Source organism: Reyranella sp. (assembly GCF_004297405.1).
Taxonomy (GTDB): Bacteria; Pseudomonadota; Alphaproteobacteria; order Reyranellales; family Reyranellaceae; genus Reyranella.
Genome location: NZ_SCVC01000021.1, coordinates 476,618 through 491,189 on the forward strand (window position 1 = coordinate 476,618; position 14,572 = coordinate 491,189).

The 14,572-nt window shown below is 63.9% G+C and carries 12 protein-coding genes; 6 read left to right on the top strand and 6 right to left on the bottom strand.

Annotated features, from left to right (window positions below; genetic code table 11):
* The first annotated feature begins 2 nt into the window (after positions 1–2).
* Entirely contained in the window at positions 3–1,370 is a 1,368-nt protein-coding gene (gene clcA, locus EPO50_RS15950) for a H(+)/Cl(-) exchange transporter ClcA (protein WP_296345718.1), read from the top strand.
* On the opposite strand, the gene EPO50_RS15955 is transcribed toward clcA, so the two are convergent.
* From EPO50_RS15955 to EPO50_RS15975, 5 genes are all read right to left on the bottom strand, one after another.
* Positions 1,367–2,467, bottom strand: a complete 1,101-nt coding sequence (locus tag EPO50_RS15955; RefSeq protein WP_296345719.1) for a phospholipase — start codon at positions 2,465–2,467, stop codon at positions 1,367–1,369. The two genes, clcA and EPO50_RS15955, sit on opposite strands and share 4 nt — an antisense overlap.
* Complete coding sequence (locus EPO50_RS15960; RefSeq protein WP_296345721.1) at positions 2,467–4,104, bottom strand: GMC family oxidoreductase; 1,638 nt, start codon at positions 4,102–4,104, stop codon at positions 2,467–2,469. The genes EPO50_RS15955 and EPO50_RS15960 overlap by 1 nt, the downstream gene beginning before the upstream one ends.
* Positions 4,105–4,148: 44 nt before the next feature.
* Complete coding sequence (gene panB, locus EPO50_RS15965) at positions 4,149–4,988, bottom strand: 3-methyl-2-oxobutanoate hydroxymethyltransferase (RefSeq protein WP_296345723.1); 840 nt, start codon at positions 4,986–4,988, stop codon at positions 4,149–4,151.
* Between the two features lie 109 nt (positions 4,989–5,097).
* A complete protein-coding gene (gene galE / locus EPO50_RS15970) occupies positions 5,098–6,096 on the bottom strand; it encodes a UDP-glucose 4-epimerase GalE (RefSeq protein WP_296345725.1) in 999 nt (332 codons plus the stop codon).
* Positions 6,097–6,127: 31 nt separating this feature from the next.
* Entirely contained in the window at positions 6,128–7,396 is a 1,269-nt protein-coding gene (locus EPO50_RS15975) for an outer membrane beta-barrel protein (RefSeq protein ID WP_296345727.1), read from the bottom strand.
* A gap of 307 nt (positions 7,397–7,703) precedes the next feature.
* Between EPO50_RS15975 and EPO50_RS15980 the strand changes: the two genes are divergently transcribed.
* On the top strand, positions 7,704–8,459 hold the full coding sequence (locus EPO50_RS15980; RefSeq protein ID WP_296345729.1) for an FkbM family methyltransferase: 756 nt from the start codon (positions 7,704–7,706) through the stop codon (positions 8,457–8,459).
* 13 nt (positions 8,460–8,472) lie between these two features.
* Here EPO50_RS15980 and EPO50_RS15985 read toward each other — a convergent pair whose 3' ends face one another.
* Entirely contained in the window at positions 8,473–9,624 is a 1,152-nt protein-coding gene (locus EPO50_RS15985; protein WP_296345731.1) for a hypothetical protein, read from the bottom strand.
* 206 nt (positions 9,625–9,830) lie between these two features.
* Here EPO50_RS15985 and EPO50_RS15990 point away from each other — a divergent pair, with 206 nt between their 5' ends.
* From EPO50_RS15990 to EPO50_RS16005, 4 genes are read left to right on the top strand one after another with little or no spacing between them, the layout of a single operon-like run.
* Positions 9,831–10,994: a glycosyltransferase family 4 protein gene (locus EPO50_RS15990; protein WP_296345733.1), complete on the top strand. Its 1,164-nt coding sequence runs from the start codon at positions 9,831–9,833 to the stop codon at positions 10,992–10,994.
* Between the two features lie 16 nt (positions 10,995–11,010).
* Positions 11,011–12,102 carry a GDP-mannose 4,6-dehydratase gene (gene gmd, locus EPO50_RS15995; RefSeq protein ID WP_296345734.1) on the top strand — a complete coding sequence of 364 codons (1,092 nt, stop codon included), beginning with the start codon at positions 11,011–11,013 and terminating at the stop codon, positions 12,100–12,102.
* A complete protein-coding gene (locus tag EPO50_RS16000; RefSeq protein WP_296345736.1) occupies positions 12,068–13,039 on the top strand; it encodes a GDP-L-fucose synthase in 972 nt (323 codons plus the stop codon). Before gmd ends, EPO50_RS16000 begins: the two co-directional genes overlap by 35 nt.
* Positions 13,005–14,540, top strand: coding sequence for a lipopolysaccharide biosynthesis protein (locus tag EPO50_RS16005; protein ID WP_296345738.1), 1,536 nt, complete (start codon positions 13,005–13,007; stop codon positions 14,538–14,540). The genes EPO50_RS16000 and EPO50_RS16005 overlap by 35 nt, the downstream gene beginning before the upstream one ends.
* Positions 14,541–14,572: the final 32 nt, after the last annotated feature.

Here is a 14,572-nt window from a genome sequence, read left to right on the forward strand (position 1 = left end):
GTGTGACAGCAGGAGATCGACCAGCAAGGGCGCCGATCTCCGACGGCCTGTTCTACCTCCTTGCCGCGATCTGCGGTGCTCTCACCGGCGTGGTTGGGGCGGCCTTCCACCTCGTGGTCGACACGTTGATGGTCTGGCCATCGTGGATAGTGGCGCGTTTCGGTCACGGTATCGGCGCCATTCTGCTGGCGGCCGCTATTGCCTCGGCAATTCTGGTTCTTGCCTTCTTCCTGACTCGCCGGATCGCCCCCGAGGCAGCGGGTAGCGGTGTTCAGGAGATCGAAGGCGCCATGGAGGGCCTGCGCGAGGTCCGCTGGCGTCGTATCCTGCCCGTAAAGTTCGTCGCCGGTGTTCTGTCGCTGTCGTCGGGGCTGGTCGCCGGTCGCGAAGGGCCGACCATCCACATGGGGGCCTCGATCGCCGCGGCGATTGCCGAGCGCTTGAAATTTCAGACAACCGAGCTGCGCGGCCTTCTCGCCGCCGGCGCGGCGGCAGGACTTGCGGCGGCTTTCAATGCACCGCTGGCGGCCATCCTGTTCATCATCGAGGAAACGCGCAAGCAGTTCGCCTATACGTTTCGCGCCTACACCGCCGTGATTATCGCCTCGGCGTCGAGCGCGATCGCGATGGAACTGGTGGGAGGCACGGCGCCTCAGCTGAAGCTCGACAATGCCGAGATGCCCTTGTCCATGCTGCCGGCCTTTCTTGCCCTCGGTGTGTTGCTGGGAGGCGTCGGTTGGCTGTTCAATCGCACCATCCTCTTCATGCTGGACTGGACGGCGAAGACCTTCCGAAAGGTGCCGTTCGTGCCGGCACTGGTCGTCGGCGCCGTGGTGGGTGCACTTGCTCTTATCCTGCCCCAGGCGGTCAGTGGCGGAGAGCTGTTGATTCCAGGGCTGGTCGCCGGCCATCTGCCGCTGGCAACCTTGGCCGTGCTCGTCGTGCTCCGCTTTATTGGCGCGATGGTGAGTTATCCGGTGGGCGTGCCGGGGGGCATCTTTTCGCCGATGCTGACCCTCGCGACGGCACTCGGCCTGATCATTGGCTTGCTGGTCGAGGCCGCGTTGCCGACGCCGCCACTCACCAGTGCAGCCTTCGCCATTGCCGCCATGGGAGGCTTGTTCGCCGCCACCGTCCGCGCGCCGTTAGTCGGCGTTGTATTGGCGGCGGAGCTGACTGGTGGTTATGCGCTGATCCTGCCGCTGATCGTGACCTGCATGACGTCCAATGCCGTGGCGCAGGCATTGGGTGGCCGGCCGATCTACGAGCTGCTGCTGGAGCGCACGTTGCGGCTCTCTGGCCAAGCCATGCCGCCGTCACGGGCTGGCGCTTCCGCACCGGTCGGCGTCGACGACCCGCCACGGCCTTAGGCCTTATCTGGCAGGAACCAGTCGAGGATCCGCGCATTCTCGTCACGCGGATAGGTATGGGAGAGATCGGCGATCTCACGATAGACCACGGCGGCGCCAGCCTCTTTCAAGGTGCGCTCCGCGCCTTGCGCCATTTCCGGCGGAAACATCCAGTCCTGTGCGCCATGCACGATATGGATCGGCAAATCGCGGAGGCGCGTCGCATCCGCGAACGTCATCAGCAGGGGATGGAAGCTCGCGGCGATAGGGGCGAGGTGCGTGAACTGGCAACCACCGCGCAGACCCAGCACATAGCTGAAAGTGCCGCCGTCGCTCATGCCGGTCAGCAGCTTGTACGAGGCGTCGATGTTCCACTCGTTGGCGACGTCTTCGACCATGCGGTCAATGCGCGGGCCGTCGACCTCGGGCTCCATCAGAGACCAGGTTGAGCCGGCAGCCGTCGGAGCAATCAGGATGAAACCCCGTGTGCGGGCTTCGCGCAGCCAACTCCAGAGGAAGGCGCCGCCATTGCCGCTGCCGCCATGCAGGGCCACGACCAGCGGCCAGCTTTGGCTCGAATCGTAGTACTCAGGTACATAGAGCGAGAAGGCGCCCCGCGTTCCAGACGGCCCGCCGACATGCATGAAACCCACGCCTTCGCGTGTCGGGTCGGCCGCGGCAATACGATCTACCAGTGCGGTATCGGCGCGCGCCGGCTGCTCGAGAAAGAAATGGCTGACCGGCCGCAGATGCGCCGCCAGGGGATAGAGCGACTCGCAGGCACGGGCATAGCCACGCAGGCTGCGATAAGCAGCGATAATGGGCTGAGACGCATCGGGGGCGGCGAGTATGCCGGCCAGTGCCTCGCCAGCGGCTTCGGCGGCACGTTCGAGATGGTCGCGCACGGGGGCGAGCCGGCCGGGCCACTCCAGTGCCCGAGATGCGGCGAGGGCCGGAGCGAGGTCGTCGTTGCGGCCGGCAAGGGCGTCGATGATTCGCGGCAGGGAGGTTGGCGAGAGGTGACGGCTCGCGAACTCGATGGCATGTAGCGCGCGCAATGTCGCGGGCACCAACGCGGAGATGGCGTCGATGGCGGGCTCGGTGGCAGCGTCGGCCATCAGTCTTTCAGGAGCACGGCGTCGAGGGCTGGCCGGCCGCGGATCATGTCGGCGGCCTTCTCGGCGATCATCAATACCGAGGCATTGAGGTTGGCGGACGGCATGGTCGGCATGATCGAGGCATCGACCACGCGCAGCCCCTCGAGGCCGCGGACACGTAGCTGATCATCGACGACGGCCGTGGGGTCGCTGTCGGGCGCCATGCGGCAGGTACCCATGAGATGGAAGGTTGTGGTGCCGCGTTCCTTGGCGGCCGCCATCAGATCTTCATCCGACTGTGCCTGCGAACCGGGAAACTCCTCGCGATCGTAGTATTTGCTGAGCGGCCGGGAGCCCAGCAGGCGGCGCGCCAGCTTCATGCCGGCCAGCAGCACCTGACGGTCGCTTTCCGCCCCCAGATAGTTCGGCTGGATGATGGGATGTTCGAACGGATCGGCCGAGCGGGCGCGGACATATCCGATGCTGTCGGGACGTTGCTGCCAGGAGGCGATGGTCATGCCGGGGAAGTCGTCGAGGGTCGACTGCACGCCTTCCTTGTAGCTCGCCGGCGTGAAGGTGAGCTGCAGATCATAGTTGTCGACCCGCTCGTCGGACTTCCAGAAAACGTAGATCAGGGTCGGGTTGAGCGAGAGGATGCCGCGTCGCGTCGCGGCGTATTTCAACACCTCGCCGACCAGCCGCAGGCCCTTGGAGCGCTCGTTGATGCTGATGGCATTCTTGACGCGCGCGACAAAGCGCGGCGCGTAGTGGTCGCGCAGATTCTCGCCGACGCCGGCCAGTTCGTGCTTCACGTCGATGCCCAGCGACCGCAGCAGCGGCGCCGGGCCGATGCCCGAAAGCTGCAGGAGCTGCGGTGAATTCACCGTGCCACCCGACAAGATGACTTCCTTGTTCGCCCGTACCTCGACCGGCGCGCCGCCGCGGCCACCCTTCAGGTAGCGCACGCCGACGGCGCGTTTTCCTTCGAGAACGATCAACGTGGCGTGCGCATTGGTGCTCACTGTGAGATTGCGCCGCTTCATCGCGGGATGGAGGAAACCGCGGGCGGCGCTGACGCGCCGGCCATTGTTCACGATGCGCTGCACGTAGCTGACGCCCGCTTGCATCGTGCCGTTGTAATCGCGGTTGCGCGGGATTCCCATCTCGACCGCGCCTTCGATGAAGGCCTCGCACAGGGGGTCGCGCCATTCGAGATCGGTGATGGGCAGATTGCCGTCGCTGCCACGGAAGGCCGCATCGGCCTCGCCCATGCGCCGTTCGCTGCGCCGGAAGTAGGGGAGAACGTCGGCATAGCCCCAGCCGCGATTGCCGCGCTGCGCCCAGCCGTCGAAGTCAAGACGCTGGCCGCGATTGTAGATGTGGCCGTTGATCGAGCTCGAACCACCCAGAGTCTTGCCGCGAGGCGCCGAGATGGCGCGGCCGCCGGTCCATTCGCTGGGTTCGGACTTGTAGAGCCAGTTCACCTTGGGATCGACCAGCGTGTACATGAAGCCGGCCGGAATATGGATGAAGGGATGCCAGTCCCGGGGGCCGGCTTCGAGGACGCAGACCGTGACGTTCGGATCTTCGCTCAACCGGCTTGCCAGTACGCTGCCAGCGGAGCCAGCACCCACGATCACATAGTCAAAGCTGTCCATTCCCGCTCTTTTCCGCCCCAGGTCGGCTCTCTGAGCCCCGTTTCTTATGAGCGTGATTGACCACCGGATTTGGGCAGGAAGCAATGCTCCATTGCAGGAAATCGCCGTGCTCGCACATCGGCTGCATAGCTGGCGGCGGCCTCGGAGATCTGGTTTCCGATCTCGGCATAGCGCTTCACGAACTTCGGCGTGAACTCGCTGTACAGACCCAGGACGTCGTCGATGACCAGGATCTGGCCATCGCAGGCCGGCGACGCGCCAATGCCGATCGTGGGGATCGGCAGCGCCTCGGTAATCGCCTTGGCTACGGGCTCGAGCGTGCCTTCGAGGACGATCGTGAAGGCGCCGGCCTCGGCCATCGCCTCGGCGTCGCGCGTAACCTGCCGGGCCTCCTCGTCGGATCGTCCTGTGGCCTTGAAGCCACCGGCCACGTTCACCGCCTGCGGCATCAAGCCGACATGGGCGCAAACCGGCACGCCACGCTGGGTCAGGAATCGCACCGTCTCGGCGAGCGCTTCGCCACCTTCGAGCTTCACGCCGCTGGCGCCGGTCTCGGCCATGACGCGTGCCGCACTATGGAAGGCCTGCTCCGGGCTCGCCTGATAGCTGCCGAACGGCAGGTCGACGATCACGCAGGCGCGCGAGGCGCCGCGGACCACGGCCGCCCCATGGGCGATCATCATGTCGAGGGTGACGGGCAGAGTGCTGTCGAAGCCGTAGATCACCATGCCGAGCGAGTCGCCGACCAGCAGCAGGTCGACATGGGGATCGAGCCGGCGGGCCATCTCGGTCGTATAGGCCGTAAGGCAGACGATCGGCTCCTGACCCTTGCGGGCACGGATCTGTGGCGTGCTGATTCTCTTGGCGGCTTTGACGGCGCTCATTTTGACCTGCGGGCTGGTGGAACCCTGGTTTCCCATGTCCGCATGGCCGCCAAAAGGCAAAATCGCCGTCCATGCCGCCAGTCGAAGCCCGGAGCCGCCGGGCGGGTGCTCAGCGCATCAATGCACGGCGCCAGCGCAAAGCATCCTCGATCTGCGTTTCGAGGCCGCGCTGGGGGATCCAGCCGAGCTGCTCCTGGGCTTTGGCGATGGCCCCGACCAGGCGCGGCGAATCGCCCGGCCGGCGGGCGCCGAACACATGGGGCACAGGCTGGCCGGCGAGCTTGCCGACGCAATCGACGACCTGCCTGACGCTATAGCCGATGCCGGAGCCGAGATTGAAGGCATCGTGCCGTCCGGTCTTGCCTTGGAGCAACAGCCAGCGCACGGCGCGCAGATGGGCATCGGCCAGGTCCGTCACATGCACATAGTCACGCACGCAGGACCCATCCTCGGTCGGATAGTCGGAACCGTGCACGACGAGACAAGGGCGTAGTCCCAGGGCGGCGTCGATGGCGAGCGGAATGAGGTGCGTTTCGGGATCGTGCGCTTCGCCGATCAGGCCGCCGGCATCGGCGCCCGAAGCGTTGAAATAGCGCAGCGAGGCCGCCCGCAGACCGCGCCACGCGGCAGCGGCCAGGGCTTGTTCGACGCTCGCCTTGGAGGAGGCATAGGGATTGATCGGCGCGAGGCGATGGGACTCTGCCAGCTGTTCGGTTTGCGGCAGGCCGTAGACGGCACAGGTGCTGGAGAAGACGAAAGCCTCGACGCTATGGCGCACGGCGGCGCCGATCAGCACGTGGCTCTTGCCGGCATTGTTGTGCAGGTAGCGTTGAGGCTGCGTGACAGACTCGCCGACTTCAATGTAGCCCGCGAGATGGATCACAACGCGCGGCTTGTGGCGCACGAAGACCTCTTCGACGAAGCGACCATCGCCGATATCACCGCGTTCGAGTGGCCCCCAGCGTACGGCCCAGTCATGACCTTTCTCGAGAGTGTCGAGGCATATCGGCTGCACACCGGCTTCGGCCAATGCCTTGCAGACGTGGCTACCGATGTAGCCAGCACCGCCGGTCACCAGGACCGGTCCGGGAATAGGGGGCTCGAACACGTTACATAATCCAATCGTTAAAGCTGAGTTGTTACAGACGCGCGCCGAGGCGCAGCATGATGACGTTCTGCGAATAATTCAGGCCGGGCTGATTGGATGTCCGGTAGACATACTGATAGCTCGGCCCGACGAAGAACTGTCGCACGGGCGTGTACATGATGCTGGCGCCTAGGGTGACGTACTGGTCATAGCGCGGACTAGTGGACGAGAAACTCTGGAAGCTCTGATAGTCCGCGATGGTGTAGTCGGCGAGGCCGCCGAGCTGGACGTTGGGCTGTAGATTGTAGGTGGTGGTGAAGCCCATCGACGTATTGAGATAGCCCGAATCGCCGACGAACGCGGCCTCGTTCACCGTGCGCTTGACGTAGGGTCTAAACCAGAGCTCCTTCAGCGGATTCCAGTGTGCCAGCAGGCCGAACATCGGACCCTGCAAAGGCGGCGTGCCCTGGTTCACGTAGTTCTGCTGCAGATAACCGGCGAAGGCTTCGGCGGAAATCAGGCCGCCGAGATCGAGGGTGATGCCGCCCACAATGTCCCAACCATTGGAATTGCGCGCGAAACCTGTTGCGTCGACAGCCGTGTTGTACATGCGTTGATTCAGGCTGCCTCGCACCCAGAATTCGTAGCCATCGAGGAACTCGTAGCCGAAGCGTAGAGACTCGCGCAGCTCGGTGCGATTACGGTCGGTGTTGGGCACGACACCCTCGGCAAGGCCAAGGCCGTTGTCGAAGTAGGTGTAGTTGTCGACGAAGAACTCCGCGCGAGTGCTGAAACGGTTGACCTTCTGGTAGTAACCCGCGTTGCCGGACAATTGGTTGTAAATCGTGACGTTGGTCGGTCCGGTCACCGTGTTGGGAAGGCCGGGATCCTCATGCTTTCGATTGAACGAAAAGCCACCGTAGATATTCCAGTTGCGCTGAATGTCGATGCGGCCGTCGGTCCCCACCGAGACGTCCTGATAGTCCAGGGCCGACGCATTGGTATAGAAGCCAATGGCGCTACGGGCATAGACGTTCAGCATGTGGGTTGCCCAGGTGGAACGCAGCTCCAGCGTCGGCTTGATCACTTGAATGAAGCTCGCGGTGGGGCCGCTTCCTGCAGATTGGGCGAAAACGTTGTCGTTGAAGACTTCGTCAAGCTCGAGCGCGGGAAAGAGCAGAAAACTGCCAACCCGCACCCCCTTCGCATCGTAGCTCTCCGCTTCGCGGGCGGACTCCGTACGCTCGTCCTGGCGTTCGAGACGCTGCTGGGGCAGCCCGGGGCTGCCCGGCATCTGCTGCGCTTCTACACCTGTGTTCACGATTGAAAGTAGAACGGCCGCACCCCAAAGAGCTCTTGCGCCACATCTTGTGGTCATACTCACTCCATTGCTTTGGCCGAGCGCGACATTCAACCATCAGCGCAGAACAGTCTCAATACGATACGCGCTTGTTAAATCGACTAGCCATCGCGCTCAATCTGGGGATGTCACGATCACCAACTGGTCACGGCGAATTCGCTGAAAATGCAAGGAGTTAGACCGATACTTAGGACCACCCATTGATCACTGTTGTTCTGCTCGGGCTTGGCGAATGTTCGCCTTCCTGTTCCCCGCCCGGAGATCGTTCATGCTCAAGATCGTCAAGGATTCTGTACTCAAGGTCAGTCGGTCGCTGGGCTATGACATCGTACCGTTGCGCGAGATGCGTGAACGCGACTTCGCACTGCACCTGCGCGAGCTGCTGACGCGACTGGACATCGACTGCGTACTCGATGTCGGCGCCAATGTCGGCCAGTACCGGGACTTCCTGCGCGATCGCGTTTTCTACGAAGGGACCATCGTCTCGTTCGAGCCGGTGGCGCGCCATGTCGAACTGCTGCAGGCCCGCGCACGCGAGGATGCCAACTGGCACATCGAAGGCTATGCGCTGGGCGCCCGCGATGAGCAGATGGCCATCAACGTCATGGTGTCCGATCAGTTCAGCTCCTTTCTCGAACCCGATCATCGCCAGGTACAGGAATTCTCGGAGCTCAATGTGCCCTGCGCCAAGGAGGCCGTAACGGTACGCACGCTCGATGTCGTGTTGCCGATGCTGCGGGAACGCCTTGGGTTCGATCGGCCATACCTCAAGCTCGACACCCAGGGCTTCGACATCGAGGTGCTGCGGGGGGCGGGCGATAGCCTGCAGACGGTGCGGGCGCTGCAGACCGAAGCGTCGGTTCTCGGCATCTACAAGGGGATGCCGGGCTACCTGGACACGTTACGCCACCTCGATGGATTGGGCTTCGACATCACCGGCATGTACGCCGTGAGCCGCGACGCGGCGCTGCGGTTGGTCGAGTTCGACTGTGTGATGGTCAATCGGCGTGTCGTTGCGTCCTAGAGAGGTCTCCTCTCTAGGTAAGCATCCCGCAAAGTCGGTGTACATCCTCCCCGGCGACGAACATGCTGCGCGGCGACGCGCCAAGGCGGCCTAGCACGCTATCGTACTCGTCGGGCGTCAACGTCTCGAAGAAGCGGACCAGCGAATCTTCGAGAGGCGTGTCGAAGGTCCAACCGATCTTGTGCTGTTCGAGAACTGAACCGACCTCGAAGCCGCGCACCGCGAGGCAAGGGACGCCGAAGTAACCTGCTTCGTAGAAGCGGCAAGGCATCAGCCAGCGCGAATTATGGTCGGTGTGTTCGAGGTCCAGGGCCCAGGCGAAATCGACCTCGTCATACATTTCTTCGAGGTCCTGGTGGGGCAGATAAGGGCCGCCATAGACAATATTGGGATGACGTCTCAGAGCCTCATCGAAGCGCGCCTGATCGACAGTCGTCAGCACGCCACGGAACTTGAAGATGACGCGGCCCTCCAATCTCTTGGCAAGGCGCGTCATGAGGTCGAACGTCTCTTCACCGCGGATCAAGCCGAAGTAGCCGACCACCCAGGGCCGCTGGCCGCGATCACTGCGCATCGGTGCCTCCGCGCGACGCGAGATCGACGGATGCAGCTTGTTTTCCAGCAGGAACCAGTCGCCGTGGTAGCGCTGGATAGCTTCGTAGAAGGCGCGATGAAAACCCGGAGAGGAAAGAACCAGAAGCCGTGTGTCGCGCAGGCATAGCCGCTCGACGGCGCGGATCAGGCGTGACGCCATCCCGTCACGGATCAGGATGGGTGGGATATCGAGCACTTCGTAAGTGAGTGGCGCCCGCGAGAAGGTAATGAGCCGCGCCAGCATCGCCAGCACGAGCTGGTCGATGTTGCGCGCATAATAGGCAGAGGCTGTCTTCAGTTGTCGACGATGCGCGATGATGGTGGGAATGGCGCGCAGCAAGGCACCCAGCCGCTGGCCATAGCGGCCGTCGCTGGTGAGGCCGAGCGGCACATGCGGCCATGTCGGCTGATACGAGCTGTTGTAGCGATGGCGACGGAAGCCGAACACGGTGACGCGATAGCCATGATCAGTGAACTGCTGCACGCGCTTCAGCGTGCTCGCATCCGTGACATCAGGACAAAAGAACACCAGCTCGCGTCCGTCAGTATTCGTGACGCGTATGCTATCCATTTTGTCATTGTCGTTTGTGCAATCGACGGTCACCTTCTGATCTTGGATGTCGACCGATCCGTGCATGCTTTCGCCTCCAGCGCGGAGTATCGGAGAAGCGTAGCGTTTACAGCGTGACCAATCTGTGTCGTTGCTCGTGACGCGTCCGGACAGTCACAGGTTAATCACTAGCCGCAGCACGATGCGCAGTGCTTCGATGTACCCACATGAACACCGCTGTCATCCATGCTCACGAGACGCATCTTGCCGATCGCTCGCCGCGCTTCGACCGTGTGGCCGTAAGCTGCGTATTCGGCAATCCACGTGATCTGCGTTCGTGGTCCGGCGCCCCGGCCAACGTGTCGAGTGCGATGGAGCGTCTGGGAGTCACTGTCGAAGCGATCAATCCGAAGCTCGGAAAGGCGGCCAAGCTCGGCGTCGCACTACGCGACATGCTGAGCGGTTATGGACGGCCGATTTCAAGTGAACAGGTGTTACGTAGTTTGCGGGCGCGTCGCCTCATGGCGCATGAGGTGGCACGGCAAGCCGAAGCACTCGGTGTGCGTCACGTACTTCACACGGGCACACTCGATCTGCCGGCATGTGATCTCATCCGCGGCACCCGGCACTATCTCTATTGCGACCATAGTTGGGAGTTGGCGCGCCGCCATCACGTGCATGCCGACCGCTATTCCGGCAAAGCCCTGCACGCCTTCGAAACGGCCGAGCGCGAGGCGCTGGCCGGCCTCACTCATGTCTTCACTTTCGGCTCCTATGTCCGGGACAATCTGATCGCTCACTATGGCCTGCCGGCCGATCGCGTGACGGCGGTCGGGTCGGGGATGGGTGCGATCGAGCCTTGGTTCGGCCCAAAGGACTTCTCTCGACCGGCGCTGCTCTTCGTTGCCAAGCATCTCTTCCAGGCCAAGGGCGGCCTGCTGTTGCTGCAGGCGTTCGCGGAGGCGCGTCGCCAGCGGTCGGATCTCAAGCTCACCATCGTTGGCGACGAGCGCAGCCGTGCTTTCGTCGATGCGCAGCCCGGCGTCGAGCTGCGGGCGCACTTGCCATGGGTGGAGCTGCAGAATCTCTACCGCCAGTCGACGCTGCTCGTGCAGCCCATGCTCAACGATCCCTGGGGCCAGGTCTATCTCGAGGCCATGGTCTCACGCACACCGGTGATGGGCCTCTGCCGCAACGGCCTGCCCGAACTGGTCGATGGTGGCCGCCACGGCTTCCTGGTCGATCGCGCCGAACCCACAGCTCTCGCGGAGGCCATCCTGAGCGCGCTCTCCGACCCCCGGCGGTTGGAACGCATGGCCACCACCGCACAACGTCATGCGATCGGTTCCTATTCCTGGGACCGCGTCGCTGAACAGATCGTCTTTTCCTGAACGGAAGGTCATCAGCATGTCCAAGGACAAAATCGCCTTCATCACCGGTATCACCGGCCAGGACGGCGCCTATCTCGCCGACTTCCTGTTAGGCCAGGGCTACGTGGTGCATGGCGTGAAGCGGCGCTCTTCTTCGCTTAACACCGAGCGCATCGACTATCTCTATCGCGACCGCCACGAAAGCGACGTTCGCCTGTTTCTTCACTACGGCGACATGACCGATTCGACCAACCTGCTCCGGTTGCTGAACGAGGTCCAGCCGACCGAAGTCTACAATCTTGCTGCCCAGAGCCACGTGCAGGTGAGCTTCGAGACGCCGGAATACACGGCCAATACCGATGCTCTCGGAACGCTGCGCATGCTGGAGGCGATCCGTATCCTGAAGATGCAGGATCGTGTGCGTTTCTATCAGGCTTCGACGTCCGAGCTGTTCGGCAAGGTGCACGAGACGCCGCAGCGCGAGGCGACTCCCTTCTATCCGCGCAGTCCCTACGCGGTAGCGAAGCTCTATGCCTACTGGATCACGGTGAACTACCGTGAAGCCTATAACATGCACGCCTCCAACGGGATCTTGTTCAACCACGAATCGCCGATCCGCGGCGAAACCTTCGTGACCCGCAAGATCACGCGAGCCGTCGCCGCCATCGAGCGCGGCTATCAGGATCGCCTCTATCTCGGCAACCTTGATGCCAAGCGTGACTGGGGTCATGCTCGCGACTATGTCGAAGGCATGTGGCGCATCCTTCAGCAGGAGGAACCCGACGACTACGTACTCGCCACCGGGGAGACCCACACGGTGCGCGAGTTCGTCGAGCTTGCTTTCGGCCAGATCGGCCGGACCATCGAGTGGCAAGGGACAGGCGAGGACGAACGCGGCTGCTGCAAACGTACCGGCGAGGTGCTGGTCGCCCTCGATCCGGCCTATCGCCGGCCGACCGAAGTCGATCTTCTCCTCGGCGATCCGGCGAAAGCCATCAGCAAGCTTGGCTGGCGCCATCGCACCAGCTTCCCGCAACTCGTGGCCGAGATGGTCGAAGCCGACCGTGTCATCTTGAAAGGAATGGGAGAGCGTTATGCCCAGTACCCCACGCTACACGCTGCGCAATAAGCGAGTCTGGGTCGCGGGTCACCGCGGCCTGGTAGGTAGCGCTCTTGTGCGCCGCCTGCAGAGCGAGGGTTGCGAGATTGTCGTGGCGCCGCGCGATACTGTGGACTTGCGCCACCCCGATCAGGTCGAGCGCTGGATGCGCGAGGCGAAGCCGCAGGCCGTGTTCCTGGCAGCAGCGCGGGTCGGCGGCATCTATGCCAATGACACGCGACCGGCCGAGTTCATCTACGACAACCTGATGATCCAGTCGAACGTCGTCGAAGCGTCGCGTCGCGTCGGCGTCGAGAAGCTGATGCTGCTGGGGTCGTCCTGCATCTACCCGCGGCTGGCGCCGCAGCCGATCCCGGAATCGGCGTTGCTCACGGGTGCTCTGGAGCCGACCAACCAGTGGTATGCCGTCGCCAAGATCGCCGGCATCAAGCTCGGTCAGGCCTACCGCCGGCAATATGGCTGCGACTTCATCTCCGTCATGCCGACCAACCTTTACGGCCCGGGTGACAATTTCGACCTGATGCAGAGCCACGTCGTGCCGGCCCTGCTCGTAAAGGCGCACCAGGCCAAGCTGTCCCAGGCGCCGACGATGGAGGTCTGGGGAACGGGTGCGGTTCGCCGCGAGTTCCTGTTCGTCGACGATGCCGCCGACGGCATGGTCTACCTGATGCAGCACTTTTCGGACGAGGGGATCGTCAACCTCGGGCAGGGTTCGGACGTGCCGATCCGCGATCTTGTCGAGCTGATCTGTAAGGTCGTCGGCTACAAGGGAGGCATCCGCTTCGACACGTCGCGGCCGGACGGCACCCCGCGCAAGATGATCGATACGTCCTATGCAGCCTCGCTCGGCTGGAAGGCGCGCACGCCTCTGCAGGCCGGTCTCGAGGCGACCTACCGCTGGTATGTAGACAATGTCGCTTCCGAGAAGCGACGCGCCGTCGCCTGAGGCGGAGCTCGCGACAGGCCATCTCGACGCCGATTTAAGTCGGCGCTCTCGCCGCGGCGGCGCGCTGCTCATGGGTGCGCAGGCCGTGCGTGTCGTGGGACAGCTAGCCACGCTCGTTGTTCTGGCGCGCCTGCTGCCGCCATCCGCCTTCGGCCTGCTGGCGATGGTCGCCGCGGTTGGGCTTGTGCTCGACCTCCTGAAGGAGCTCGGCCTTTCCTCGGCCACAATTCAGAAAGCCAACCTGACGCAGGCACAGGTCTCGGCCCTGTTCTGGATCAATGCTGCCGCCGGCTCGTTGCTGGCGGTCACCCTTGTCCTGGCGGCGCCGCTGCTGGCGGCCTTCTACGGTCAGCCGGAGCTCGCGCCGGTGGCCCGCTGGCTTGCCCTCGGCTTTGTGATGAGTGGCCTCACGGTGCAGCATTGGGCGCTGCTGCGCCGCCAGATGCGGTTTGCCGCCATCGCTGGCCTGGAGACTACGGCAGACTACGCAGGGTACGCGACGGCCATCGGCCTTGCTCTGGCGGGTGAGGGCTACTGGGCCCTGGTCGCCCAGCGCCTCGTCACGCCGGGCGTCCTTATGATCGGAAGCTGGATCGTCTGCCGCTGGCGGCCGGCGCGGCCTGCGGCTGCACCAGAGCTGGGCGACCTGCTGCGGTATGGCGCGTCCGTTACCGGCAGTGGCCTCGCCACGGCCGTGGCGCGCAGTTTCGACCAGGTGATGATCGGCTGGCTGTGGGGGCCGGCGGCACTCGGCCTTTACGAACGCACGACGCGGCTGCTGCTGCTGCCGATAAACACCATCAACGCACCGGTCTACTCCGCCGGCATGCCGGCCCTGAGCCGTCTCGTCGACCAGCCGGAGCGCTACCGCGCGATGTTCCGCCAGATCGTGCAGAAGCTCGGCCTGCTCACCATGCCGGTCTTCGCCGTTGCTGCGCTGACGTCTGACTGGATGGTCGAGATCCTGTTTGGTCCCTCGTGGACGGCTGCCGTGCCGCTCGCTGCGCTGTTCAGCGTGTCGGCGATCTTCCTGCCCGTGCTGATGTCGATGGGTTTGCTCTACATGACGCAAGGTCGCACAGCCGAGCTGCTGCGGGCGACGTTGATCGATGCCGGGCTCTGCCTGCTGGCGATCGTCGCGGGCCTGCCCTGGGGAGGGGTGGGTGTCGCCGCGGCGCTGGCGATTGCCGGTCTCGCGCTGCGTACGCCGCTCTCCTTCTGGCTTGCCACGCGGCATGGCCCGGTACGGAACATCCACGTATGGCGGGCCATCGCGCCACCGGCTTCGGCGGCGCTTGCCGCGGCGGTTACCGTGGCCTTTGTGCGAGCCGTTGTGCCGCGCAATCTATCGGTGGAATCCGTGACGGCCGTCGGGGCGGCCGCCTCCGCGGTCATTGTGCTGGTGTTGCTGCTGTGGCCGGAAACGCGGCGCGAGATCCGCTCAGCCGCCCACCACGCTGCCATCCTCATCCGACGCCGGCGCGCCGTTCTCGAGCCTTAGCCGCCCCTGGCGGTCGACCCGCAGGTGGCGTG

What these genes read in the sequence shown, in the direction of transcription:
- EPO50_RS15955 (WP_296345719.1), bottom strand. Translation starts at nt 2,467, where the DNA reads ATGGCCGACGCTGCCACCGAGCCCGCCATCGACGCCATCTCCGCGTTG.
- EPO50_RS15960 (WP_296345721.1), bottom strand. Translation starts at nt 4,104, where the DNA reads ATGGACAGCTTTGACTATGTGATCGTGGGTGCTGGCTCCGCTGGCAGC.
- panB (WP_296345723.1), bottom strand. Translation starts at nt 4,988, where the DNA reads ATGAGCGCCGTCAAAGCCGCCAAGAGAATCAGCACGCCACAGATCCGT.
- EPO50_RS15980 (WP_296345729.1), top strand. Translation starts at nt 7,704, where the DNA reads ATGCTCAAGATCGTCAAGGATTCTGTACTCAAGGTCAGTCGGTCGCTG.
- EPO50_RS15985 (WP_296345731.1), bottom strand. Translation starts at nt 9,624, where the DNA reads ATGGATAGCATACGCGTCACGAATACTGACGGACGCGAGCTGGTGTTC.
- EPO50_RS15990 (WP_296345733.1), top strand. Translation starts at nt 9,831, where the DNA reads ATGAACACCGCTGTCATCCATGCTCACGAGACGCATCTTGCCGATCGC.
- gmd (WP_296345734.1), top strand. Translation starts at nt 11,011, where the DNA reads ATGTCCAAGGACAAAATCGCCTTCATCACCGGTATCACCGGCCAGGAC.
- EPO50_RS16000 (WP_296345736.1), top strand. Translation starts at nt 12,068, where the DNA reads ATGCCCAGTACCCCACGCTACACGCTGCGCAATAAGCGAGTCTGGGTC.
- EPO50_RS16005 (WP_296345738.1), top strand. Translation starts at nt 13,005, where the DNA reads ATGTCGCTTCCGAGAAGCGACGCGCCGTCGCCTGAGGCGGAGCTCGCG.